This is a genomic window from Paenibacillus nuruki, assembly GCF_963311185.1.
Classification (GTDB): domain Bacteria; phylum Bacillota; class Bacilli; order Paenibacillales; family Paenibacillaceae; genus Saccharibacillus; species Saccharibacillus nuruki.
This window is the reverse complement of the sequence record NZ_OY725677.1, coordinates 640363-664255: the sequence shown is the minus strand read 5'-3', so window position 1 is coordinate 664255 and position 23893 is coordinate 640363. Positions and strand designations below refer to the sequence as shown.

The 23893-nt window shown below is 37.8% G+C and carries 25 protein-coding genes; 6 read left to right on the top strand and 19 right to left on the bottom strand.

The window, feature by feature from the left end:
- Positions 1–7: 7 nt before the first annotated feature.
- Together RCP16_RS03080 and RCP16_RS03075 are read right to left on the bottom strand one after the other, a co-directional pair.
- Positions 8–1291 (bottom strand): MATE family efflux transporter, encoded by a 1284-nt coding sequence (locus RCP16_RS03080; RefSeq protein WP_308641650.1) that lies wholly within the window; start codon positions 1289–1291, stop codon positions 8–10.
- Between the two features lies 1 nt (position 1292).
- Positions 1293–2414, bottom strand: a complete 1122-nt coding sequence (locus tag RCP16_RS03075) for a glycosyltransferase (protein WP_273594488.1) — start codon at positions 2412–2414, stop codon at positions 1293–1295.
- A 372-nt stretch (positions 2415–2786) separates the two neighbouring features.
- Between RCP16_RS03075 and RCP16_RS03070 the strand changes: the two genes are divergently transcribed.
- Complete coding sequence (locus tag RCP16_RS03070; protein WP_308641649.1) at positions 2787–3740, top strand: DMT family transporter; 954 nt, start codon at positions 2787–2789, stop codon at positions 3738–3740.
- 286 nt (positions 3741–4026) lie between these two features.
- On the opposite strand, the gene RCP16_RS03065 is transcribed toward RCP16_RS03070, so the two are convergent.
- The gene (locus RCP16_RS03065) at positions 4027–4659 is read right to left on the bottom strand and encodes a restriction endonuclease (RefSeq protein ID WP_308641648.1); all 633 of its coding nucleotides are present in this window, start codon (positions 4657–4659) and stop codon (positions 4027–4029) included.
- A 266-nt stretch (positions 4660–4925) separates the two neighbouring features.
- Positions 4926–5459, bottom strand: a complete 534-nt coding sequence (locus RCP16_RS03060) for an NAD(P)H-dependent oxidoreductase (RefSeq protein WP_308641647.1) — start codon at positions 5457–5459, stop codon at positions 4926–4928.
- A 214-nt stretch (positions 5460–5673) separates the two neighbouring features.
- On the opposite strand from RCP16_RS03060, the gene RCP16_RS03055 reads away from it, so the two are divergent.
- Complete coding sequence (locus RCP16_RS03055) at positions 5674–6045, top strand: winged helix-turn-helix transcriptional regulator (protein WP_308641646.1); 372 nt, start codon at positions 5674–5676, stop codon at positions 6043–6045.
- A 125-nt stretch (positions 6046–6170) separates the two neighbouring features.
- Here the strand turns inward: RCP16_RS03055 and RCP16_RS03050 are convergent, their stop codons facing one another.
- Positions 6171–7949 carry an acid phosphatase gene (locus RCP16_RS03050; RefSeq protein ID WP_308641645.1) on the bottom strand — a complete coding sequence of 593 codons (1779 nt, stop codon included), beginning with the start codon at positions 7947–7949 and terminating at the stop codon, positions 6171–6173.
- A gap of 188 nt (positions 7950–8137) precedes the next feature.
- On the opposite strand from RCP16_RS03050, the gene RCP16_RS03045 reads away from it, so the two are divergent.
- Positions 8138–9028 (top strand): sulfurtransferase, encoded by an 891-nt coding sequence (locus RCP16_RS03045; protein ID WP_308641644.1) that lies wholly within the window; start codon positions 8138–8140, stop codon positions 9026–9028.
- A gap of 78 nt (positions 9029–9106) precedes the next feature.
- Here the strand turns inward: RCP16_RS03045 and RCP16_RS03040 are convergent, their stop codons facing one another.
- On the bottom strand, positions 9107–10030 hold the full coding sequence (locus tag RCP16_RS03040; protein WP_308641643.1) for a VanZ family protein: 924 nt from the start codon (positions 10028–10030) through the stop codon (positions 9107–9109).
- 232 nt (positions 10031–10262) lie between these two features.
- Positions 10263–10778, bottom strand: coding sequence for a hypothetical protein (locus RCP16_RS03035; protein WP_308641642.1), 516 nt, complete (start codon positions 10776–10778; stop codon positions 10263–10265).
- Positions 10779–11120: 342 nt separating this feature from the next.
- Here RCP16_RS03035 and RCP16_RS03030 point away from each other — a divergent pair, with 342 nt between their 5' ends.
- Positions 11121–12161, top strand: coding sequence for an NAD(P)/FAD-dependent oxidoreductase (locus RCP16_RS03030; protein WP_308641641.1), 1041 nt, complete (start codon positions 11121–11123; stop codon positions 12159–12161).
- A gap of 97 nt (positions 12162–12258) precedes the next feature.
- Here the strand turns inward: RCP16_RS03030 and RCP16_RS03025 are convergent, their stop codons facing one another.
- The 4 genes from RCP16_RS03025 to RCP16_RS03010 all read right to left on the bottom strand — a co-directional run bounded on the left by RCP16_RS03025 (position 12259) and on the right by RCP16_RS03010 (position 14415).
- A complete protein-coding gene (locus RCP16_RS03025; RefSeq protein WP_308641640.1) occupies positions 12259–12660 on the bottom strand; it encodes a hypothetical protein in 402 nt (133 codons plus the stop codon).
- 22 nt (positions 12661–12682) lie between these two features.
- Positions 12683–13132: a hypothetical protein gene (locus RCP16_RS03020; RefSeq protein ID WP_308641639.1), complete on the bottom strand. Its 450-nt coding sequence runs from the start codon at positions 13130–13132 to the stop codon at positions 12683–12685.
- A gap of 146 nt (positions 13133–13278) precedes the next feature.
- Positions 13279–13713 carry a DoxX family protein gene (locus RCP16_RS03015; RefSeq protein WP_308641638.1) on the bottom strand — a complete coding sequence of 145 codons (435 nt, stop codon included), beginning with the start codon at positions 13711–13713 and terminating at the stop codon, positions 13279–13281.
- A gap of 90 nt (positions 13714–13803) precedes the next feature.
- The gene (locus tag RCP16_RS03010; protein WP_308641637.1) at positions 13804–14415 is read right to left on the bottom strand and encodes a TetR/AcrR family transcriptional regulator; all 612 of its coding nucleotides are present in this window, start codon (positions 14413–14415) and stop codon (positions 13804–13806) included.
- A gap of 279 nt (positions 14416–14694) precedes the next feature.
- Here RCP16_RS03010 and RCP16_RS03005 point away from each other — a divergent pair, with 279 nt between their 5' ends.
- Positions 14695–15909, top strand: coding sequence for an FAD-dependent monooxygenase (locus RCP16_RS03005; RefSeq protein WP_308641636.1), 1215 nt, complete (start codon positions 14695–14697; stop codon positions 15907–15909).
- 167 nt (positions 15910–16076) lie between these two features.
- Here the strand turns inward: RCP16_RS03005 and RCP16_RS03000 are convergent, their stop codons facing one another.
- The 3 genes from RCP16_RS03000 to RCP16_RS02990 all read right to left on the bottom strand — a co-directional run bounded on the left by RCP16_RS03000 (position 16077) and on the right by RCP16_RS02990 (position 17788).
- A complete protein-coding gene (locus RCP16_RS03000; protein ID WP_308641635.1) occupies positions 16077–16298 on the bottom strand; it encodes a hypothetical protein in 222 nt (73 codons plus the stop codon).
- Positions 16299–16339: 41 nt separating this feature from the next.
- Positions 16340–16984, bottom strand: a complete 645-nt coding sequence (locus tag RCP16_RS02995; RefSeq protein ID WP_308642438.1) for a FusB/FusC family EF-G-binding protein — start codon at positions 16982–16984, stop codon at positions 16340–16342.
- Positions 16985–17260: 276 nt separating this feature from the next.
- Entirely contained in the window at positions 17261–17788 is a 528-nt protein-coding gene (locus tag RCP16_RS02990; protein ID WP_308641634.1) for a DNA topology modulation protein, read from the bottom strand.
- 243 nt (positions 17789–18031) lie between these two features.
- Here RCP16_RS02990 and RCP16_RS02985 point away from each other — a divergent pair, with 243 nt between their 5' ends.
- On the top strand, positions 18032–18634 hold the full coding sequence (locus RCP16_RS02985) for a hypothetical protein (RefSeq protein ID WP_308641633.1): 603 nt from the start codon (positions 18032–18034) through the stop codon (positions 18632–18634).
- A gap of 28 nt (positions 18635–18662) precedes the next feature.
- Here RCP16_RS02985 and RCP16_RS02980 read toward each other — a convergent pair whose 3' ends face one another.
- The 5 genes from RCP16_RS02980 to RCP16_RS02960 form a co-directional block, all read right to left on the bottom strand.
- Positions 18663–19226, bottom strand: a complete 564-nt coding sequence (locus RCP16_RS02980; RefSeq protein WP_308641632.1) for an ATP-binding protein — start codon at positions 19224–19226, stop codon at positions 18663–18665.
- Between the two features lie 195 nt (positions 19227–19421).
- Positions 19422–19850: an oxidoreductase gene (locus RCP16_RS02975; protein WP_308641631.1), complete on the bottom strand. Its 429-nt coding sequence runs from the start codon at positions 19848–19850 to the stop codon at positions 19422–19424.
- A 279-nt stretch (positions 19851–20129) separates the two neighbouring features.
- A complete protein-coding gene (locus tag RCP16_RS02970; protein WP_308641630.1) occupies positions 20130–21158 on the bottom strand; it encodes an NAD(P)/FAD-dependent oxidoreductase in 1029 nt (342 codons plus the stop codon).
- 1 nt (position 21159) lies between these two features.
- Positions 21160–22134, bottom strand: coding sequence for an ABC transporter substrate-binding protein (locus RCP16_RS02965; protein WP_308641629.1), 975 nt, complete (start codon positions 22132–22134; stop codon positions 21160–21162).
- A 96-nt stretch (positions 22135–22230) separates the two neighbouring features.
- Positions 22231–23886, bottom strand: coding sequence for a helix-turn-helix domain-containing protein (locus RCP16_RS02960; protein WP_308641628.1), 1656 nt, complete (start codon positions 23884–23886; stop codon positions 22231–22233).
- Positions 23887–23893 lie beyond the last annotated feature (7 nt).

The window sequence follows — 23893 nt, the reverse complement described above, 5'->3', positions numbered from 1 at the left end:
TGCTCCTTCAATTCAAAATAGTTGGATCATGTTGTTGCCTCTGTTGTGCTGGCAACGTCTGTTTAGAATATAAATAAAACCACGCATCAATAATAAAATAGATAGATAAAATGCTATATAACCACAGTTCAGCACGTAAAAAGTCTTGCGGGCTTTGATGCCACCATCCAAAAGAAATCAATAAAGCAGCCGCCCCTGCTAACATGCCCCACATAAATTTGCGTCGACCGATTAATACATGAACATGAACAAAAAAGAGAACAATCGAGAATAACCAGTACACCCAACCGCCTAATACCAAATATTGTTCTGCCGATTGGTAAGCTTCACCAAATAACAACGGAATTGATAATGGGAATATAAAAGTAGTTCCGATATACACACCAATCGCTGCACAGATCATTAGAACGCTATAGATTCCAATCAACTTACGCAAACCTTGCTTGTTATCGCCATTAGCGCCTAATTTGGGAATAAAGGCAGCAATGAGACTGTAAGAAACATAATAGACGAGCTGACTGTATTTCAAAGCAATCGCATAACCACTACTTTGTACCGGAAAATAATGTTGTACAAAAATCATATCGATTGAAATAAAAAATAAAACGAATAAATTGGTCATCAAGCTATCTGTAAAATCTTGACCGAGTGACTTCCAAATCCCTGATAACTTTGAATTCCCAGCTGTGACCGAGGGCGCTGTATTTTGCCGCACACTATATATCCAACCGTGAATTAAAGCGAATAACATGCCTGCACAACTACCAATCAGAACAGCTGCTAATGTAAAGCCCAAAGCAGCAAGTATAAAAAAGACAATCAGCTTCCCTAACACTTCAATATAATAATTTATATTTAGCGCTAACATACGTTCTTTGCCTTGCATATCACCACGGGTCATACTCACAATCGTATGCAAGAAAACAAGTATGTAGAGTAACAATAAAGAACCGGAATCTACACCAAGTACAGAACGTAATACAGGCAACAGCATCAACAGGATAATACATGAAGTGAAGCTCAATATAATCGGTGTTTTGATTAACAATGAACCTAAAGGTAATTGCTTGAGCGACAATGTACGATCTTCTTTTGAGACCACTTTAGCTGTTAATAATTGAATTGATAATCCTAGAACAGACAATAAAGCGAATAAAGCCAGTAACGCATTTGCTTGTCCATAAGCAGTGCCTGTTAAATACCAGCTGGCAGCGATATGGAAAAAGAAGTTGAATCCATTCAGCATTACATTAAAAAAAGGAAAAAGCATAGGTCTTATCCGACGAATCACGTTAACGCACCCGCCGATCCAGTCGCCAGATATCGATTAAAGATCGCAAAAAGCGAACTGAATCTTTCCACACTTCAATATGTGAACCTTCACGGTCGATACATTTGACAGGAATCTGTAATACACGCAATTGTAATCGTTTGGCGATAAACATCATTTCTAGATCAACTGCAAGTCCAAGTTCTTGCTTCAGATGAGGAAACATTCGTTTGACAGCAACAGAACTCATAATTTTGAGACCAGTCTGCGAATCAATCACACCTGATGGTAAAAATGGTCGACAAATCTGTCGTTTGCAAAAGCTAACCATCGAACGAACAAAAGAACGATTTTCAGCCGTCATATCTTTGGTTCCAATTACCACATCGTAATAGCCTTGCCTTACCACATTGATCATTTTGGCAATATCTTCAATAAAAAAAGAATCATCCGCATCTACAAATACATAATAATCGGCTTCAATCGTGCGCATACCTTCTAAATACGTTCCAGCTTTGCGTGTATTCCGCTCTAACTGCTGTGCTTTAAATAATGGGCTGGCATTACGATTGATTCGGTTGATCACCATACTCGTGGAATTTTCTAATGATTCTAACAAAAGCTGTGTCCCATCCAAGCTTCCATCATCAATCACATAAATAGAGCCTTCCACTAGATGACTTCGAATAAATTTTTGTAATCGTTCAGCAAATTTTTGCACATGACTGAATCGCTCTTCTTCGTTATATACCGATAAAATAAAAGCGATATGCGGACTTTTAGCTGGATATTCGGGATACAATAAACTTTGAATTTCAGACAACATTTCTTCACTATGATTCTCTTTCCAATACAACAACCGTAATCGCCCTACTCCTGTAATACGCACTAGATGTCGGTCACTAACTGGCTGCGATACATCAGTGATTAACAATAATGCCATTTGTGGAAAATACAGTCTGATCTGATTAGCCGTGTGAACAGTTCGTTCAGGATCTGTATACGCAATTACACAACAACGTGCGGTTTCGTAAACTTCCAATTCATCTGGATGGTTACAAAATGACGTTTCATAGAAATAAATAACATTTTCGTAGTCAATATTTCGGATATGATCCGTAAAAATGGTTATATGCCCCTGCATGATAGTACCCTCCGTTTAGTGCGGATACCTTATTTTGTCGAAAAAGGATTAAAAATGTTTTTATTTTAGTATAAAAGTACTAGTTCTATTTTTAATACTTTTTTAATAAAATTCCTATAATACACTGATATTAAAGCGTATATAAAAATTAATAGTAAAATATCAATATATTAAGTTTGTTATCTTTAGACCTATTTTTCTAAAAAAATAGAAATTAATGGTTCTTTTTTACTAGTTCTTAAGGGCGTTTTTGTTGTCAATAGGAAGATTTTCGAGTAATCATTCCCAGCTAATCAGGGATAGAGTATAATCATGAAGGCATAATTTTATTAAAATATGTACATGATTATACTTATATTTAGGAGCGCACCTATGAATTCACATGCAACCTCTAAGAGTCCTGCTATTCCTCTAGAACTTCTCTACGTTATTGGCATTATAGCTATTTCTTTTTCGTCGATCTTTATCCGGTGGTCAGATGCTGAAGTATCTGTGATCGGAATGTACCGATTGTATTTCACCAATTTACTGTTATTACCGCTTGCGATTCGTTATCGCAAAGAACTATTTCGAATTCAGCCCAAAACATGGCTGATGCTGGGTATATCAGGGTTGATGCTTGCACTTCATTTTCTACTTTGGATGGGATCGTTACGTTTAACGACCGTTGCTAGTTCTACTGTTATTTTGACACTTGAGCCTATTATGGTGGTCATCGGTTCTTATTTCCTTTTTCGTACACGTACCAATCGATTTATGATTATCGGTATGGGTATGGCGGTGCTGGGATCAGTCGCTATTGGGTGGGGAGATTTTGCTCTGTCGGGAACAGCGCTACAAGGTGATATTTTATCGTTTCTAGGTACGATTGCTGTGGCTATACATATGCTAATCAGTAAGCATATCCGCTCTCATATGGAAGCTTTGATTTATAATTTCTGGGTATTTTTTATCGCAGGTAGTGTGATGGCGCTTTACAATGTGTTTCATGATATTCCGTTTACCGGATACGCGGCTAAAGACTGGGGCGTATTCTGGTTACTTGCGATTGTGCCTACATTGTTCGGACATTATTTGTTTAACTGGCTTTTGAAATATATGAATGCGGGTGCTGTGTCTATGGCGGTATTGGGTGAACCTGTTTTTGCTTCTCTTTTGGCTTTCTGGTTGCTAGGAGAATCGTTAACAGGGATTCAATTGGGTGCTGGCGTATTGATTTTACTTGGCGTATGGGTGTTTATTCGTTTTGGAAAAGATAAAATAGAAGCGCTTGTTCCTCCTGATCTGATGGCGACAGAGGAAGAAATGGTGGAGCGGGGGAAATAAAATCAACTATGATGCGCAAACGATTTGTAATGAATGGGAGTGGGACACTGCGGGAAAAGAATCGTTTGGTGGGGGTTGATCATTTTTAAAACCTTTAAGAATCTACAATCTATAATCTATAATCTATAATTTATAATTTATAATTTATTATTTAGAGTTTAGGGTTTATAAAATTACAAATACTATAAGAGTGTTGGGTTTTATTTCTTTAATGAGGTTTAAGGATATAAAGTGAATTAAAATGGATTAAAAAAAGGCTACTTCCTTATGAGGGAAGATAGCCTTTTTATCTACTTTTACGTGTGCGCTGAGATTGTCGTTGGTTTGTGTTTTGTTTCCACGGAGATAATAGAATCTGGGGTTCACTTTCGATGATGTCCATAGCTTCTTCGTGATCATTGGATTTGAAATCTTCAATCAGTTGAATCAGATCATTGCGATCTAGTAATGTGACGGCATTGACACCGGCGAGTGTTTCACAAGCTTTGGTAAAATAAGAAGATGTTAATACGATACACTTCTCTGCTTCATAATAACGCATGGATGAATAAATTTCCTGTACAGCACTCAAACCAATTTTATTATGTTCGGCATAGCATTTGGCTTGCAGTACATTACGTATTCCTTCTCGATCGGTAAAAACTAGATCTGCACCAAAGTCGCCACTGCTTTGTGTTTTGTATGTATCTTCATATCCTAATTCAGTGAACAAGCGATATAAATATCGTTCAAATTCTGATCCTTCCATCTGGTCAATATCCTGCATAGTAATACGGTATGGATCAAGTTGTTGACGGCGTATTCTAGCTCTTCTGCGGGAGAGGCTTTTGATCGTGAGTATAATGATGAGTAGAATAACTACTGCAATCAGTGCGTAAATCCCGAGCGAATATTGGTCAAATATCTGGTTGATATTCATGATGTGTGGCTCCTCTTATTTATCGTTATTCTGAGTGTAACAAAAAAAGACTTTAACCGAAATACCAACGTTACACTTGAACGTCTACGGCTAAAGCCTTTTATACAAGAAAAGATTTATAGATATAGGTAATCAATAGAAAGATTAGTAAAAGGAATTAATGAAAACAATCATTACAAGTAAACATGTCTTATGTGGTGAAAGGTCGTATTTCGATAAATCTACTTTTACTCAAGCTTATGTTTGATACGTTTTTTACGATTAGGTTAACTCTTATGCTCTACAATATAGTCAATATACTCTTTAGCACTTTGATCAATTTGTTGATCTGTTGCTTGAAAAGATGCCCCAAACATAGCGAAGTGTGGCACTGCTATCGCTCCTACATGCTGCATACTTGCTTGGAACGGACTGATTAATTGTTCTACTGTAAAAGTAACCGAACCTTCTGGATCATAATTTTCCTGCTTATCTCCAATAGACATCGCTAAGCCTATCTTTTTCCCTTTCAGCTTATCCCCTGCTGATCCGTATGCCCATCCATATGATAAGACATCATCGAACCACTTCTTCAGTAAAGGTGGATAGCTATACCAGTAGAATGGAAATTGTAAAATAATATGATCATGAGCTTCCAGTAATTGTTGTTCCTGAGCTACATTAATATTCCAATCTGGATATGCTTGATATAAATGATGAATCGTCACTTGATCCGGGTGTTGAAGTAATTCCTGATGCCAGCGTTTATTCACTTTGGATGTTGCAAGATTCGGGTGTGCTAAAATAATCAATGTTTTCATACGATATAATTTCCTTTCGTGATGTGAGAATATTGCCATTATGATATAGCTTGATCCAAAAGAAAATACACACAATAAAGTCATGTACTTACTTTAAAGTGTGTATAGACTTTATCTACGATCTGGTGTAACAATAAAGAATCAAGCTTATGATCGATAGGCTTATATAGCTCAATAACTACAAGCAAATGAGCTCAAACGGAGGAAATGAAGAATGAAACAATATCATCTAGGCATAGAAGCCACCCTTGAAATTATCGGCGGAAAATGGAAAGCGTTGATTATCTGTTTGTTAATGGCATCGGATGCAATGCGTACTAGTGAATTGCAACGTAATATTCAAGGTATTTCGCAAAAAGTACTGATTCAGCAATTACGTGAACTTGAACAAGATGGCTTAGTAAGTCGATATGTCTATCAGCAAATGCCTCCTAAAGTTGAATACTCTTTAACAGCATACGGCAGAACAGCCAATACTATTGTCGAAGTGATGTGTGCATGGGGCACAGAAAATATTACTCTGCGTCAGCAACAAGGAGAAGACATTGAACTATTAGATCATGAAGTAAAGCGCAATGTTAAATAGGATATATGAGCATCGACTTCAATATAAGAATGACTTGCACCATAAGAGGTAAAATGCAAAAAAATACAAAGAAAAAGCCATCTATAAGATGGCTTCACTTTTAGGAATATATGCACGACATCAGACTATTTTTTACTCACTTTTAATTTCACACTGGTATTACTGTAGATCGCTTTGACGCTGTACCCTTTAGGTAATCCTGTTGTTGTCATCGACGAGAATTGTCCATGTTGTACAGATTTCTTATTGATCACAATCTTCATACCGTTAGCAGGCATATAGTTATTAGTAAAGTTCAATTGTAGCTTACCGTTATAACTAGCTTTTCCTTTGATTTTCAAAAGATCGGCTTTGCTCCCGATATTTAGTTCCAGTGTACCTTTAGGTGTTTGTTTGAAATCACCATCAATCGTCCACATGCCAGCTGTTTGTTCAGCAAGCGTACCGCCTTGGTTGGTGACATTTCCACGTCCAAATGCTGTCGCTGTTGTTCCTTCGAGTGTGCCTTGCATAACCGTTGTATTTCCACTGAATGTATTTTTACCTTCTAGATAAAGAGTACCTGTTCCTTTTTTGATCAAACCGCCTTTACCTGCGATAGCATTACGCCAGTGATCTTCCTGATTGAATCCACCTTTGTAAGCATCCATCGTTACCGTAACATTACTCATAAATTCGCCATAACCATCCGCTGCGGCAAATAAATTCAAACGTCCCCATCCTTCAGCATCATCCAATACAGGATAACCAGATGGAATCCCTGTTGTTGCTAATACGGCTCGGCGCTGGTTATCACTTAGATACGGTTGACGCGTTTCTAATAATACCTCTGCCCCTTTAGGTACAGCGATAGGTTGGTTTTTGGCATACACTTGCGGGAATTGGTACGTTAAGCGCTCGGTATACATTTTTTTATTGGCTTTGTAATCACTAAAGCGATCTGGCGCTGTTCCTGTTTGCGTCATTAATACTTTTTGCGCTTGTTGGTATGCTTGTTTCTTCAATTCTTTATTTGCTGGATCATTCAAAATAGCCGCCGACAAAGCCGTTGCCATCACACGTCCACCCATTACATCAAATGGAGAATGCATGCCTGCAACAATTCGGTTGTTGCCAAGTTCAGAAGCACGAGTCAGTAACTCCTGATAACGTTCAGGCATAGCATAAGCCATCGCAAAAGCACTTAAATAGGCTGCATTCGTATGCCCACTCGGGAAGCCACCATCTGAGGTTGGATCAGACTTAATCTGTGGCACTAATGTTGGAATCACAATCGCTGGTGAATCCCAACGGAAAGGACGTTTGTAATTAAAAAAGCTTTTCGCTGGATTCGTAGATGAATAATCACCACGTAACTTGTTCACCAGACTTACAACACTACCCAAGCTAGAGTTCGGATCACCTGCATTGTTGCCTCCATCATCATACTTTTGCGTTGTCGCATCTGCGGGAACATCTGTAATGGTTGTCGTTGCGCCTGCATCTTTACGATATACATCTGTAAGCGAACCTAGACCTTCGATCACACTGTAACTCTGGTTACGACGATCATCCAGATAAGCCGCTTGAGCTTGACTGGCTGTACGTTTTTTTGCTATGTCGATAACCATCTGAATATTCTGGTCTAAGATTTTAACATTTACGGCTGTACCTGAATCCCAAGTAGCACCCGGTGTCCATAACTTTTCAAATCCAGATAATACACCAATAGCCGGATTAGATGTTGCAGACATATTGTCTTTAGTATTGTTTTTGTAATTGTCTACAAAATAACCCCATGCTGGCTTCACCGGTGTCAATGCATCTTTCGCTTCTGCTGCATACGAAGAATGTCCACCGACCGTACCTGCCAATACCGATAACGTCAGGGATAATCCTAGCATTTTAAATTTAGATAATTTCATAATAATGTAAATCCTCCTCAACAATTGTGCATCTATGTACTTTCCACATCTTACGGTAATTTTGTTAACGCTATGTTTGTTATTTATATTAAGTTTGTTAAACGTCTTTACGAATTCCAAATAGATACCTGCTGCAATATCATGTACACTATACAAAAAGATATTATTTATAAAAGGAGATACATATAATGCAAAATATAGTATCAATGAAATGGTTACTTGCTCGCTTGTACGAACCCGATATCGTCATTGTAGATTGTCGCTTCTGGTTAAATGACAAACCTGCGGGTGCGGCGGCTTATGAAGCAGAACATATACCGGGTGCGGTCTATCTCGATCTGGAAAAAGATTTATCGGCCCCAGTAACAGCACATGGTGGTCGTCATCCATTACCTGATGTCGATCAATTAGCACTTACTCTTGGCAAAGCTGGAATTCATCCAAATAGTCGTGTCGTGGTCTATGACGATAACAAAGGGCTGAATACTGCTAGATTGTGGTGGATGCTTCATTATGTAGGACATGAGCAAGTGTATGTATTGAACGAAGGATTTACCACCTGGAAAAATGCGAAGTATCCTGTGACTAGCGATCAACCTGTTGTGATTCCAACCACATTTGTCGCACATGTACAGCCTGATATGTTAGCAGATATCGAAGAAGTTCGTCAGGTGTCTCAAGCTTATCGTTCTACAGATGCGACTCCTTCTGTCCAGACTCAGGATAAAGATTCTTTGCCTACATTGATTGATTCTCGTGAAAACAAACGGTATCTGGGACTTGAAGAACCGATCGATCCCAAAGCTGGACATATTCCAGGAGCGGTGAATTATTTCTGGTTAGATACCCGTCATGATGAAGAAGATCGGTATGACGATGTAGAGCGGTTGGAGAAGCATTTTGCAGGATTGGATAAAGAGAAACCGATTATTGTGTATTGTGGTTCTGGAGTGTCAGCTTGTCCGAATGTGTTGGCATTGAACGAAGCTGGGTATAAGAATGTGAAGTTGTATAGTGGGAGTTGGAGTGACTGGATTAGTTATGAGGAGAATCCGGTGGCGACTGGAGAAGATATATAACATTTAAAAAAGCCAAAAAAGAGCGACTTTAAGTCTAAACTAAGACTTAGAATCGCTCCTTTTTCTATTCGATTGTTCTTATTCCCAAAAATGCTTCATCTCTCGATATCCAACATCCCATGCCTTTTCGTTTCCTTCTAACGTAATCGTCAGCACGTCGGCTTGTTCGAAATACCACTCGAATATCTCAGGCTTATGCTTTTGATATTCAGAGGAATAGGATAAGATTTGCCGTCCGTCTACAGACACACTTATACTTCCTTGGAAATCGGTTTGGTCTGGAATTCCATATTGCAAATAAAAATAAAATTCGTTGTCATTAAACTTGTAACTATATGTTTCTGATTTCTTACCGTTAGTGTCATATACATTGAATTGAGGAGTGATTTCTTGTCCACCTATTTTGAAGGGGAGCGATTTCGTCTTTTTCGATGTGACTCCACTGCTGTTTTCCCATTCGTTTAAAGCAACAAATAATCCCGGATTTTTAGCAACTGCTTTATCGATCCCGGCACCAATTCCCCATGTTACGATCAATAGCAAAGCCATAGAAATACCCATAGAGATAACGCTTCGTCGAACGTTTTTAGCACGCATTCCAACGCTGTAAGCTGCGAACCCGATCACTGCACCAGTTGAGTTTTTCAAAACATCGCCCATATCGAAGCTTCCAAGTAAAGTCAAAGCCTGTATCGTTTCAAGCACAAGGATAGAAAATATAAACAAGATAATGAATCGAATAAATTTTATCGAATACAATAATGGAATTAAAATGCCAAAAGGAATAAAAGCCGCCATATTTCCTAGACTCACCATATCCATTAGTGTCGGATGCAAAAAGTCTAACGGATTAGGTAATTTCAAAAAATTATCGGGTACAAAGATAAATGTATAACTATCGGATTCAGAATCGCTTCTGCCGAACGCAAAAAACATAAAATAAAGAATAAAGAGCGTATACAGTAGTGTTATAGTGAGAATAAGTTTGCGTCTTTTAAACATCGTTGGCTCCTTTGAAAAGAACTTTTTCAATACTCTGTATAAAAGACGGACTTTTGCTTTCTTTTGTATCCATTTCTTAGGAGTCTAATATTTAACAAGTAATCAGAAAGCAAAAAGTCTCGTAAAATAGAAAAAAGAATTGATCCTATATAGTGACCAATCCCTTACATATTCATTGCCCATTATTATGGTTATCGATTCAGATGAGTATACGTACGGAGCTAAGAAGGATTCAGTTACTCCACTGTTTGTATCCCAAAACAGCAAGATTCGGATTCATACTTGAAATAAAAATTCGAAATTTCTTGTAATCATTTCGTGGTAATGTCATATGTTGCTTTTGGACTTTGGAACTTGGTTGAAATGTAGTTACAAATACAGATTCCCAGCCTTTAGCTGTTTCTGTTTCCAGACTGAATACTACTATTTCTTTATTTTGACCTGGAAATGGAAATGCAGTGAATTGCACATCTGTCATTCCTTCTGCATTAAAACTTATCGTCGAATGAGGTGTAGATTCAGCAGTAAAACCAGAGATAACATAATAAGCAAGATCAGGTACCGGATCTCCTGACTGTGGAGGTTCTGGAATTGTAATCGGTCCAACCTGTATGCTACTCGGCTGCATAACACTTGAAGCACTCTCCGCAAAAGCAGTAGATTGACCTGAAATACACATGGTGAATAACAAACCTAAAGTCATAACTGGTATAGACCCTTTTTTTACCAGCAATTTTAACATTTTCATTATTCTTCTCCACCTTCATTTGTCAAAATATTCAGCTTTATGCCGTGACGAGCTATAATGTTCTACGCTCACCTCTTTTCTTTATAAGTCCTATCTCCTGTGTACATTTTCAAACTAATTAACTAACTAAGTACACCTTTAATATAGAATATTTAGAAATATATGTATATAAAATTCTAGGATTTCTTCTGCTTCTTTTAATCACAGCCTAAGGGATACTGGCTTATAAGAAAGAATAGATTTTATAGTTGGAACATGATTTGAAAAAGCTAGGTATTGGATTGTCATAACGCCCGATGAATATGGCTTATGCTACAATGGAGGGCAAAGGAGGCGTTATTATTGAATAAACCGAAAATCGTCATTATTGGCGCAGGGATTGTAGGAGCTTCTATGGCATACCACCTCGCCAAACGGAATCAAGATGTAATCGTGATTGAGCAGTATTCAGCCGCAGCGCAAGAAGTGACAGAAAAATCTTTTGCTTGGATACATACGACTCATGAAGTGGCTCCCCCATACCAACATTTATATGATTCAGCTTTGGAAGAATATCATACGCTTCAGCAAGAACTGCCAGAACTGAATATCCATTGGAACGGAGCTTTGACTTGGGACATTTCGTCACCTGTTAAACAGCATCGCTTTCAAAAATTAAATCGTACGCAACTTATGGAGCTAGAACCGAATTTAGAAGAATATCCCGATGAAGCGTTTTTTGCTAGTGAAGAAGGAGCAGTTAATCCTATAGAAATAACCAAACTCTTACTCGGCAAAGCGCAAGAATATGGAGCGAAAGTTCTATTAAGAACACGTGTGACCGGGCTAGAACAAGACACATCCCGACTGATCGGTGTTCATACATCCAATGGTTTTGTAGAGTCAGATATCGTTGTATTGGCAGCAGGTACAAGCATTCTTGAACTGTGTAGCCCATTAGAAATTCATGTACCCGTAACATCGTCACCTTCTATTCTGGTTCAGATGAAAACGTCCCATAAATATATCCATACATTGATTTCGAATGCTAAATTTGAAGCACGTCAACTGACAGATCATATCCTATTGGCTGCTGAAGATTATATCGACGATTCGTTAGAAAATGGGCCTGAGGCAGTTGGTAAGCGAGCGTTCGATACGCTGCGTCATAGCCTCAAAGATGGGGATCAAATAGAATTAGAAAGCATAAAAGTTGGGTTGAGACCCATGCCTGAAGACGGTTATCCGATCGTAGGTTTTGATAACCGCATAAAAGGTCTTTATCTAGCATCAATGCATGCTGCGATTACGCTAGCACCTCTTATTGCGCGTTTGGCAGCAAATGAAATTATCAATCAGCAATCTGAAAGCCAATTAGCTCCTTGTCGACTTTCCAGATTTTAAAAGTGCTTTTTGAAGGAGCTCTCATGATTAGGAAAATTAGAAATAAGTAAAAAAGCTCGTATATAACTCAAAAACCCCTTTGCAGACTCTACGGTGATCAGCAAAGAAATTTCATTTTAATATACTTACTTCCCAAACCCCAATAATCACGGCTATATTCTTCAGGGTATTGTATAAGATGTTTTGAACGTTGTATCCAAGCTTTTAACTTTTTAGCCTTTGCAGTCTTATCTACTTTATTTAGTAATATAGAAAGTTTTCGTATCTCTTCTACCTTTGCACCTCTAATAACATCTCCAGTAAAAACATAAAGACTACTCAGAAAAAAGCGATCACGATTACATGTCTCATCGTCAATAAAAGTACAAATCATAGGTATATGATCAAAACTATTGACTGCTAATTCCCAGTCTTGCTCTGGAATACTCTCTTTACTATAAGCCCAACTTCTAATTTCTTCAGAAGTTGGATTCCAAGCATGACTCGAATCTCTAAACAAAAATATCATCTCCTTATGTATACTATTGTTTTAAAGCTCTACTGACATCTGTTAATTCATCTTGAGCTTCTAAATATCGTAGTGTTTTTTCAATAGCTTCATAATTTATTTCTTTTAATATAAGTAAATGCCTGATATTAAAACCTAAACGGTCCATTTGCTTTTCAAAATAATCTGCAAGTTTAGAAGGAGTGGTGATCAGACACCATCGCTTACTACCATCTGAAAACATAAGATCAACTTCTATAAAATCTAATTCTGCTGGATTATCTTCTACTTTCCATTCTTTCAAATAGGGCAATGTGATATTCCCCTCTATAAAATAAGCTTTAGCTATCCAAACTAATCTGCCATGATTACCAGTTATTCTATACTTATCATCACTCTCATTATTGACAATATACTGATTACCTCTCTTAAGCGCATGCCCATATACACCTACACTACAGCAAGTTACGATTGATTTGGTCATCACTAGATTCACTTCCATCCTTGATTCAGTATTTTAGTTATTCAGATACTTTAGCACATCATCAAACCCTTTGTTTTAGACAAACTACTATACAATTGATATGAAAATTTGTGTATAACCTTTCTCACCTAAATCTAGAAACCTTTTCACCCTGCCAAAATTACAACTATGATAAAAAATACTTGCACAATACTTCGCACAAAAAGATTTGGCACAGGCTTATATCCGACCTTCAATTGATTTCGAGAAGCTAGAATGTTTGCTGGGAACATGGCAACGAATAATAGAGCCAATCCCATAGAAGCCACTCGTGATGTAAACGGAACAATAATTCCAATCGCTCCTGCGATTTCAAGAAGCCCCGTAGCAGTCACGATCCAATGTGGACGTGGAAAAATTGCTGGAACCATGCGAATCAAATCTGCTCTTTTAGAACCCCAATGGGCAGAGGCTGCAACGAATAACATCACTGCTACACTTCCTTGAAGTACAGCATGCCAATCATCAAAATGTGAAAGACCTAGTAAACCAAGACCTTTGAATATCAGAAACGATATAATCAACACATAAAATGGGATCATACTTAGTACTCCTTTGAAATAATCTTGTATTTACAGCGCATAAATAAACATAAATCGGTCATCAGCAAATAATCTATAGATATCAAGCGCTTATGCCTTTGGTGGTTCTTTGGGTGATTGAAGCATTTCAGCAATCCATTTCGAAAATAGTTTTGCATCAAAAAAGTGCTGTATATTTGGAATAGAAGCTCGCATACGTATACCCATCGTCAATAAAACGAACATATCTGCCATTTGATGCGAATCGATTGATGGCGATATAACACCATGCTGTTGTCCGATTTCAATCCATTCCTGCGATAAAGCTACAGTTCTCTCGTAATATTCTTTAAGTGCTTCTGCGATCATAGGCTGATCTTCTTTACCTAATAAGTACAAAAGAATTTTGTTCGTTGCATCTTCTGGATTTTCATAAAATGTAATACTTTCTGAGATTCTCTTCATAGGTTCGGAAAAGGATTCTTCGTTCTCCTTTACTTCGTTTCTAAATTGTCGATTTGTTTCTTCGAGTCGTTCTTGAAGTACCCAAATAAAAAGTTCATCTTTACTTTTTATATAATGAAAAATAGCTCCTTTGGATAACTCTGACCTTTCCATGATGTCTTGCATTGTGATAGAATTACACCCTTTTTCATTAACCAAACTTTTGACAGTATCTAATAACTTTTTTATCGTTTGTTCCCGGCGTTCTTCTTGCTTCAAGCGTACTCCTCCTTTGTTACTACACATTGAATAACGTTTAATTGCTATTATTATAAAAACAAACCGTCGGTTTGTAAATTATTTATTATTACATCCATTTAATATGCTCAACAATATTACTTTTAATTACAGTTTCAATTTCTAATCACAGAGGGTAAGAAACATCTAACTGCATCTCTCCACTTTGTACTAAGGGTGAGTTGTGGTTTTTTATGATTGCCTTTAATGATTCTAATGTTATTCATAATGGCGTATTTACACGTCGAGAGGAGCAACATCATGACGGTTCAAAAAGCGCTGATTTCAGGTGCGAGTATTGCTGGACTTAGTACAGCATTCTGGTTGAACAAAGCTGGTTGGGAAGTTACAGTTATTGAGCGTGCCCGTACTTTTCGTGAGGGTGGGCAAAATGTCGATGTACGTGGGATTGCACGCAAAGTTCTTCAAATGATGGGCTTGGAAGATCAAGTACGCAACCAAACGACGACTGAAGAAGGAACGGCATTTGTAAATGAAAAAGGGCAAACCGTTGGTGCTTTTCCTGTAGAAGGTTCGGATGGACTGACGGCTGAACTGGAAATCCTGCGTGGAGACTTAGCACGTATCATTTTGGATGCGTTACCAGAGGAAGTCCAGGTTCGTTATGGTGACTGGATTGAACACATTGTGGATCATCCAGAACATGTGGAGATCGATCTACATTCGGGTAAAACAGAAATATACGATTTGCTTATTATCGCTGAAGGTGTGCGTTCCAGAACACGGGATAAAGTGTTTGGAGATCGTGTATCTAGACGTGAACTGGGTCTGAACATAGCATACGGTACGATTGAACGACAAGCTGGAGATGACCGATGGTGGCGCTGGTATACAGCTACAGGTGGTCGTCAAATCTCACTTCGTCCTGATAATCAGGGAACGATACGTGCGATGCTCGCCTTTAAAGATCGTGATCGTAATCTGGCAGCTATTCCTTCAGAACAGGCTCGTACAGAATTACGTAATATTTTTGCAGGAGCGGGCTGGGAAGATCAACGCGTGATTGACGGATTTTCTACATCACAAGATGTTTACTTTGATTACCTCACGCAAATTATGATGCCTACATGGTCAGAAGGCAGAGTATGTGTTACCGGTGATGCGGCTTGGTGTGTCACTCCTATCGGTGGAGGTGGATCGTCACTCGCATTAATTGGCGGATATGTGCTTGCAGCTTCCCTTTCACAAGCCTTGACTCATCAAGTTGAAGAAATTCAAATGTGTCTTGGCAAGTATGAAAAATGGATGCGCCCTATTGTAGATAAAGCACAGCATTTGCCTCCCGGAGCTCCTAACCTATTTTACCCTCAAACCAAGGTTGGCGTGGGAACAATACAGACCTTTATCCGAATCGCTAGCTTTGGTCCGATCCGCAAGCTTGCTGCTCGCATCGGTCATGTTGCTCGTACCGATCAACAATTGCCTGATATCAGGCTTGTACAGACTACAACATAAGTAATCTTATGAACAAATTGATATACACATAGAAATCATTATTAGAAATAAGTTCACTTGCTCTTACCCTTCTTGATGTACAGGTTGTCCTCCTATAAAAGATATGGAAAATGGCTCTCTTTCCGATACATTATAGGAGGGGAATGTTGTATGCAATTAACGTTTTCTTACGTATGTATCACTTTTATATAGGTTCTTATGGAGTCTGGAATGACTTCTGCACTCTCCTCCGATACTGAGTATTCACTCTTTATTTGATCTTCAATGATCTCTATTCCATCAAAATAGGCTTTTGCTTGATACCAGCTAACCATTTCAGCCAAAGGAAGGCTCTCTTTTAGATGTGTACCTTTATATTTTGGAATACTTATAACTACGTAATAAGCCACAAAAAAGCCGCTCCAAAGAGCGACCTTTTCTGATCCTAATATTACTTGTTCACCGCAGAAATAAACTTCTCCAACGCAGCAGTATCTGCAATACTATGGTTGCAATCTTCATCGTCTACACAAATATACTGACCCACCGAAGCAATATTATCCGGCGATCCACTTGCTTTGATTTTCACATTGAAAAATCCAAGTTCACGATGTCGATTACAGAACATACAAAACCCTTTTTTATTCATCGAAGTTATCTGTCCTTCAATACCGACCAACCGATCTTGATGCGGATAAACAATATATAGACGATTTGTCGCAATATCTGTCCATCTTAGATATGTTGTATGTGTATAATCGATTACTTCTAGATTAGGTGTTTTGAGCTTTTTCGCTTTTGGGAAAAGCTTCTGAATCTGCTTGAGCGAAACTTTTGGAAATGGAATCACATACGCATCCAGTTGTTCTAAATACTTTTCCAGATCATGAGTCGCTTCATAGGTAGATAGCTGTTCCAAAAGACTTTTTTGCTCTGCGGTCAAGTCGTCAAAAGCTTCTATAACGTTCATAACAGCAGTTTCTCTAACGGTTGCTAATACTTTACGATCGGCAACACTTCGCATTGTTTTTAAAAGAAAATCTGCTTGTTTTTTGATTACATTCAATTGATAATTTTGGATAAATGGTGTTTGCATTGCTTTCAGCCCCTTATTATTATTCATAAAATCATAAGGTGCAAAGCCTACGTATACCAAAATACGTTACAACATGGGCGATATCCTTTGTTCTTATCGCGCCCTACACAAAGAAATGCGCCCCGTTTAGGCTTTGCGTAAGGCCTTTGTAGTGAACGAGCAATCTAGCACTGCTACCAACATTGCCACGGTATAACCCCCAATTCAGTAGTATATCCAAATTATAACAGGGAAATGCTAAGAAGGAAAATCAACTTTATATTCCAGATTCTGTGGTTATAACAGATCATTTTCATCATTTTGCAATCGCTCTATAAATTGTTGTAACTGCTTCGGATGACGTATAATGATAACTTTTTTATGTTTTCCGACTTGTTCTAGCTTTTCTAACGTTCTCACGCGATTTCTTTTTTTATAATTCCATACCCATTTGATAAATTCAATGTCAATTTTTTCCGGGCAATCTTCGTTAAGATCAGGTCTTGTTTTGCCATGATACTGCACTCTTCGCTTCATGATCCGATACATACACAACCATCTAGGCATGTCCAAAAAAATAATGACATCAGCTCTCTTAATCCGTATATCTAATGTTCTGGAGTAATTACCATCTATAATCCAACGATCTGTTAACGCAAAATCTTCTACTTTTCGATCCCATTCTGTAGACTCTGTCGCTTGCCAATTAGCTTTCCAGTAATAACGATCTAAATGAATAACAGGTAATTGCCATGCCTGATGAAGCTTTTGCGAAAGAGTCGATTTCCCCGAACCTGAACAACCTATTACTATGACTCGTTCCATAAAATTCACCTCTTTTTTATTTCATACATTGTATTATTTCGCTTATATCTAACTCCATAGATGTAGATATATAAAACTTATATCATTTATTCAATTTTTATTTAAAATTAGTTCTTTTATACTATTTTTTATTGCTGTATTCCTAATCCTTTGATAGTATAAATAAGAATTTGGTTATATTTAACTATTTCACTCTATTAAATACTAATACATTAATATAAAAATGATAGGATGTGCGAAATCATGTTATTTAAAAAGTTAGTATTACCTGCTACTGTTATTATTCTCCTTTGTGGCTGTGTTAACCAACAAGAAGATGTACAAGTTAATAACTCAAGTACAGATTCTACATCAACTACTGAGAGCACAACTAAAACACTAGACACAAATAAGCAACAAAATAAAACAGAAGCCACTTTGTCTAAACAACAAAAAGAAGATATTAAAAAATATCTGATAACTTATACGCAAGGTATACAGTATATAGGTCAACAAATGCAAGAAGTTGCTACACCTGCTAATATATCTGAAGAAATGACTGAAGATGAGATACTGGCTAATATTCAACCTTATTCAGACAATATTGATAAAAAATTATCCGCTCTTTCATTAATCACTACACCTCAAATCAAGGACACTGATTTGCAAGCTGATGTTATAGCTCTTCGCGATCATGTACTGGTTATAGGTTATACAGGTAAACAAATTATAGATAATCTAAAACGCTACTTAAAAACTGGAGATGAAGCTATTTATAATGACACTATCAAAATGTATGAAAAAATGGCTGCTAATCAACAAGAATTTATGGAGCAGGCTAAGGACTTAGGAGATCAACTGAACTAGCCTTAATAGGCTACCTTAACTAGACAGCCTATTTTAGTTTAAACTTTTCTATAATCATGTCTGCCACCGTATCTGCTGATAGATGAGTATTATGGATCCGTAAATAATGTTGCTGTTGTATCTCATCGGATAAGGAGTTAAGTCGATACATTTTATTTGTTTCAATCATCTCATTTTCTGACCATTCGGTATTTCGTTTGGTTGGTTTATGTATTAGTCTATTCTCGGTCTTATTTCGCACCTTACGTTCTTCAAGATCTGCTTCAAGTTCCACATAATATACTTCAGCACCCCTAGATCGAAATAGATCAGAAATGTTCTCTATATAATCCCAATCACTTTGCAGATCAAACGCCCATACATAGGTGAAAATCAGTCCATCCAGATTACTTTTGGATATTTCTTCAAATATCTCTTGTCGGATGACCTGTACCAACCGCTTGCCAGCAGGCGTACCGTAATCGAAAAAGTTAGACACCAAATCAATCGACATATGATTATGAAATAATTTAAAGTTCGTTTTAGCTACAAGACTCTGACCGACTGTCATTTTCCCCACTGCTTGCGGACCAAATATAATAATAAATTTCATAGAAACTCTCCTATTTTTCAGCTTTCACTATTACACAGCACACATCCATGACAGGTTAAATAAACATCATGCTTTTCGCATTTTGGATATCCTATTGGAATCGTAGGTCGATCATCACCTTCTTCAATTTCTGTCCATTCTATGTAACTTTCCATATTCACATGTTCCTGAGTAAATACTTCTATCATTATATTGTTATTTAGTCTTACTTATTAATTTCTGATATTTTTCCCATTCAAAATAAAAGGGTTCTATAGGTATAGTTTTATTATCAGGCTCTAGTTTAAAATCTCTCCATATGATCATGTCTGCTTCTCTTTCTATGAGAACAGATATAAAACCACATTCTTCATCCCCGCACCAAGGACAGACCAATATCGGATATCTATAATATAGATAAGGATGCATCTGTCTGAGTAGCAAATAATCTAATATTTGTTTTTGATGCTCTTCCCCACCCCATCCTAACACAGGAACCATATCATATTTTTTCAGCATGTTATAAAGAGATTTACCATCGATGACAAAATCAATAAATTCTGTATTTTTATTTCCATCTTTTTGAGGATCGAACTCATCGTATCTCTGTGTAGGATTTAATTGTAAATGATTTATGTTATGCATATATTCTCCTTTTCAACATGCTGTTTTGCACAAATAAGATATAAGGATTCTTTTCTATCCATTCATTCGATCTCGACTCTATTAAGAAATTATTATTCACTTTTTTTACTTATTAAAAAACGAGCTAATCCGTAGTGGTTACAGATTAGCTCGTTTATTTTCTTCTATCTCTAATTAGCTTATAATCACTTAGATTATTGTTCTATGCTATTTTGGGTCTATCGTTATTGGGTATACTCACTTCTTCATCCATCATCACACTATACTTGCTACGCTAACTTACGAGCTCACATTTTTATTTTTTTCATAAAAACGTGTATTGTGAGAAGAGACTCCTGCCATAAGAGAAGCATCCGGTTCTAGATACAATTTGGCTGCATTTACTGCAAGCACAGCATCGTTAAATGCGCCTGCGATCAGTCTCACTTTGCTTCCATACGTGATACAATCTCCTGCACCAAATACGCCTTGAATATTGGTACGCATGCGTGGATCTACCGATACACCGTAATCTTCCCGCTCTAGACCCCATTCCATCAGATTACCAAAGTTACGATCGTATCCGTGATTGACGATGACTTCATCGACTTCAATATGTTGTCGCTCATCCGTATGCATATGAGCGATTTCCACACTATCTATTTTATCTTGTGCACCATGTAGATGATCTATACGATAAGGTGTGCATACCCTAGCAAAAGATTTCATTTGTGCAACAGGTTGTTCATGTCCTCCAAATTCATCTCGTCGATGCACAACAGTGACTTCTTTGGCTAACCCTGCTAACTCATTTGCCCAATCGACTGCTGAATCTCCACCACCAGAGATCAGTACGCGTTTGCCCGCAAATCGAGAAAGATCGGTTACTGTATAGTGTAGATTGGTCAGTTCATATTGATTGGCACCTTGGATATCTAGCTTCTGAATCTGAGTCATCCCTCTACCGATACACAACACAATAGTCCGTGTGTAATGACGTTCACCTGTTTTGGAAGTAAGCATGAGCACCCCATCTTCAAGCCGTTCCAAGTGAGCCACTTCCTGACCAAATACAATAGTGGGTTCAAATGTTTTGGCTTGTCTTTCAAGCGAATCAATAATGTTCTCGCAACGAGTCGGATCAATGCCGCCTACATCCCATACTAATTTTTCAGGATAGGTACGCATAAAGCCACCGAGTTCATGTTTGGCTTCGATAATCTTAGTACGCATTGCTCGCATTCCACTATAGAAAGAAGCATACATCCCCGCAGGGCCGCCGCCAATGATGGTGATATCATAAATATCAAGCTGTTCAATAGGATTCATCTTATTTCACCAACTTTTCGACGACGTTATTCATCAATAACACAGAACCGACAGGTCCTACTCCATGAACAAAGTCACTGGTTTTTAAAGGGAATACATGATCATTTTTGACAGCTGTCAGACTTGCCCATACTTTATTTTCTTTCAACTTTTTCATTGATTCGGTATTATCGTGATCTTTCAAAATACGATCTTCGACAAAAATATAATCGGGATTCATATCAGGTAAAGCTTCTAGTGATATAGGAGAGAACCAATCGGTAGAGTCTTTGATCGCTTCAGGGCTATGTAGACCTAATGTCTGATAAAAGAATGCACTACTATTCGCCGCTTTGGGTCCCATGACACGATAACGCTCTGACTCTACACGTAGAATCAATACCGTTTTGTCGCCAATGGCTTGCTGAATCTGTTCTCTAGCTTGCTTGGCTTTGGCATCGAATGCTGCTAGTACTTGTTTGGACGTTTCTGTTTTATCAAAAATACTAGCTAATTCAGGCATAGCTGTTTTCATTTCACTATCTGCATTGATCGCTACTGTTGGTGCAATTTTAGATAACTCTTCATAGGTGCCAGGCTCCATACCTATTCCAATCCCTACGATTAGATCTGGAGACAAGGATAGCAATTGTTCATAATTATATTGATACTGCTCGGCTTCAATCATTTGAATTCCATTTTTTTTAAAATAAGGAGCACGATAATCTGGTTCTACTTCCGGTACAAAAATCACCATCTGTGGTGGCACACCCATTTCAATCAAATACTCTGCATAGATCGAGCTAAGCACCAGTACATTTTTAGGCTTTTCAGGAACAGTCACTTCTCCAAAATAATCTTTTACTACTTTGGTTGCTGTAGCTTGTTCAGTAGCTGTTGCTGTGTTTGCTTCTTTATTCGAACCGCTAGAACAAGCGGACATCAACACGCTAAATGCCATCAAGATTATTCCCCAACTTAACAAACGACGTGACATAAATGTATCTCTCCTCATATGATAATGATTATTATTATCATATAGTATCAGACAATAACTCTTCCTAACATGGGGAATCGTGCGTATTGATTTGAATTATTGTGCACTATTTTTAGAAGTAGGGTTAAGATGAGTCGTTATTTCATCCAAAATCATCGTGTATCCTTGGATTCCACGTCCTTCTACCCACAGCCTTGTATCCATATCAAATACTTGCTGTTGCTGAACAGCTTTTAACTGTTGCCACACATCACTGTCTATTAATTTGTTCATGCTCTCTTCTGTACTGAACTGCTCTATAATTCGTTTTTCTATAAAAAGATAATCAGGATTGGCTGATAGCAACAAATCGAATGTACACGGATTGAACCATGCTTTACCTTCTTGTAATACCTCTGGCGCACTCAAATCCAACTGATGATACAATAATCGGGCAATCCCCACTGCATCTACACCAAGATAACGATATCCAAACGGTTCTACTCGTAAAACCATAATAGTCGCTTTGGCGTTAATGATCGGTTGTAGCGCTTGTTTGGCGACAGTTATTTCTTGTTCTAACTGAATTTGAAGTTGCTGAGCTTCTGTCTGCTTGTTAAATACAGACGATAATTGTTCCAGTAATGTCATTACATCTATACTCAAGCTTGTAATCAAAGGGGCGATAGCACGTAACTGTTGTCTCACCTCTTCAGACCAGACATTGCCAACCAATAATTCAGGTTCTAATTGCTGAATCTGCCCAATATCTTGCTCATACTGCGCGATCTCCACCATTTTCACACCATGGGCTTCGAATTGCTTGAACTGATGGGGAGCCAAAAGAATCGGAGTAACAATCACCGCATACGGAATTATACCAAGGTGAATCATAATGTCTGCACAGGTAGAAGAAAGACAGACTATTCTGCGTGATGACAAGCTGTCAGCATATAGAGTTGGCGAAACACCAACCAACTGCTTAAACCTGCGGCTAAAATAATGCGTATCTTCAAAGCCCGACTTTTTGGCAATATCTTGTGAATTGATCTGTGTAAAGATCAGTTGTTCTTGCGCTCGATACATACGAAAAGAAGCTAGATACTCTAGCGGTGACTTCCCGAATCGCTCACTAAATTTACGTGAATAATACCAAGGACTTACTCCTGCAATCTCTGCTAACTGCTTACGGGTAATCACTTGATCATAATGAGTCTGCATATATTCAGCAGAACGTATGATTCCTTGAGTCAGTGTCTGTTGATCATCGGGTTGATGCATCCTGTCCATATACAGATAATTAAGCAATTCATAGATCATATAGGGATGCTTAATAGATGATTCGTACTGTTGATCTGCTTCTTCTTGACTCAAATGCTGGCTAATATTGGTTAGTATTCCGCCTGTTAATTGTACTTTCTGATACGTTCCTTCTACAGGAACAGACCATGGGTATTCAGTCAAAGTGGAGGTATTATCTGCTATACCATATGTATTAAATTCAAGGCACCAACCTGACAAATCAAGTTGACCTCCTTCAAGCACTTCGATCAACGAGTATGCTTCTACTGCAATTAATTGACCGAATGACACTTGAACACGTTCACCGTTAATTTTCCAGATGGCCTGTCCATCTATAATAAGAATGAATACTGGATATATAAAAGAATGATACTCCCCGATCGACATCCATTGATGGGTTAACGCTTGTGTTGATTTCCATTGTACAATCCACTGCTTTTTACCTGACATCACGATTTCCCTCACGATCATTCGTATA

What these genes read in the sequence shown, in the direction of transcription:
- RCP16_RS03020 (WP_308641639.1), bottom strand. Translation starts at nt 13,132, where the DNA reads ATGACCAAATCAATCGTAACTTGCTGTAGTGTAGGTGTATATGGGCAT.
- RCP16_RS03065 (WP_308641648.1), bottom strand. Translation starts at nt 4,659, where the DNA reads ATGAATATCAACCAGATATTTGACCAATATTCGCTCGGGATTTACGCA.
- RCP16_RS03060 (WP_308641647.1), bottom strand. Translation starts at nt 5,459, where the DNA reads ATGAAAACATTGATTATTTTAGCACACCCGAATCTTGCAACATCCAAA.
- RCP16_RS02960 (WP_308641628.1), bottom strand. Translation starts at nt 23,886, where the DNA reads ATGATCGTGAGGGAAATCGTGATGTCAGGTAAAAAGCAGTGGATTGTA.
- RCP16_RS03045 (WP_308641644.1), top strand. Translation starts at nt 8,138, where the DNA reads ATGCAAAATATAGTATCAATGAAATGGTTACTTGCTCGCTTGTACGAA.
- RCP16_RS02965 (WP_308641629.1), bottom strand. Translation starts at nt 22,134, where the DNA reads ATGTCACGTCGTTTGTTAAGTTGGGGAATAATCTTGATGGCATTTAGC.
- RCP16_RS03070 (WP_308641649.1), top strand. Translation starts at nt 2,787, where the DNA reads ATGAATTCACATGCAACCTCTAAGAGTCCTGCTATTCCTCTAGAACTT.
- RCP16_RS03075 (WP_273594488.1), bottom strand. Translation starts at nt 2,414, where the DNA reads ATGCAGGGGCATATAACCATTTTTACGGATCATATCCGAAATATTGAC.
- RCP16_RS03040 (WP_308641643.1), bottom strand. Translation starts at nt 10,030, where the DNA reads ATGTTTAAAAGACGCAAACTTATTCTCACTATAACACTACTGTATACG.
- RCP16_RS02995 (WP_308642438.1), bottom strand. Translation starts at nt 16,984, where the DNA reads ATGCAAACACCATTTATCCAAAATTATCAATTGAATGTAATCAAAAAA.
- RCP16_RS02975 (WP_308641631.1), bottom strand. Translation starts at nt 19,850, where the DNA reads ATGCATAACATAAATCATTTACAATTAAATCCTACACAGAGATACGAT.
- RCP16_RS03035 (WP_308641642.1), bottom strand. Translation starts at nt 10,778, where the DNA reads ATGAAAATGTTAAAATTGCTGGTAAAAAAAGGGTCTATACCAGTTATG.
- RCP16_RS03005 (WP_308641636.1), top strand. Translation starts at nt 14,695, where the DNA reads ATGACGGTTCAAAAAGCGCTGATTTCAGGTGCGAGTATTGCTGGACTT.
- RCP16_RS03015 (WP_308641638.1), bottom strand. Translation starts at nt 13,713, where the DNA reads ATGATCCCATTTTATGTGTTGATTATATCGTTTCTGATATTCAAAGGT.
- RCP16_RS03050 (WP_308641645.1), bottom strand. Translation starts at nt 7,949, where the DNA reads ATGAAATTATCTAAATTTAAAATGCTAGGATTATCCCTGACGTTATCG.
- RCP16_RS02980 (WP_308641632.1), bottom strand. Translation starts at nt 19,226, where the DNA reads ATGAAATTTATTATTATATTTGGTCCGCAAGCAGTGGGGAAAATGACA.
- RCP16_RS02970 (WP_308641630.1), bottom strand. Translation starts at nt 21,158, where the DNA reads ATGAATCCTATTGAACAGCTTGATATTTATGATATCACCATCATTGGC.
- RCP16_RS02985 (WP_308641633.1), top strand. Translation starts at nt 18,032, where the DNA reads ATGTTATTTAAAAAGTTAGTATTACCTGCTACTGTTATTATTCTCCTT.
- RCP16_RS03055 (WP_308641646.1), top strand. Translation starts at nt 5,674, where the DNA reads ATGAAACAATATCATCTAGGCATAGAAGCCACCCTTGAAATTATCGGC.
- RCP16_RS02990 (WP_308641634.1), bottom strand. Translation starts at nt 17,788, where the DNA reads ATGGAACGAGTCATAGTAATAGGTTGTTCAGGTTCGGGGAAATCGACT.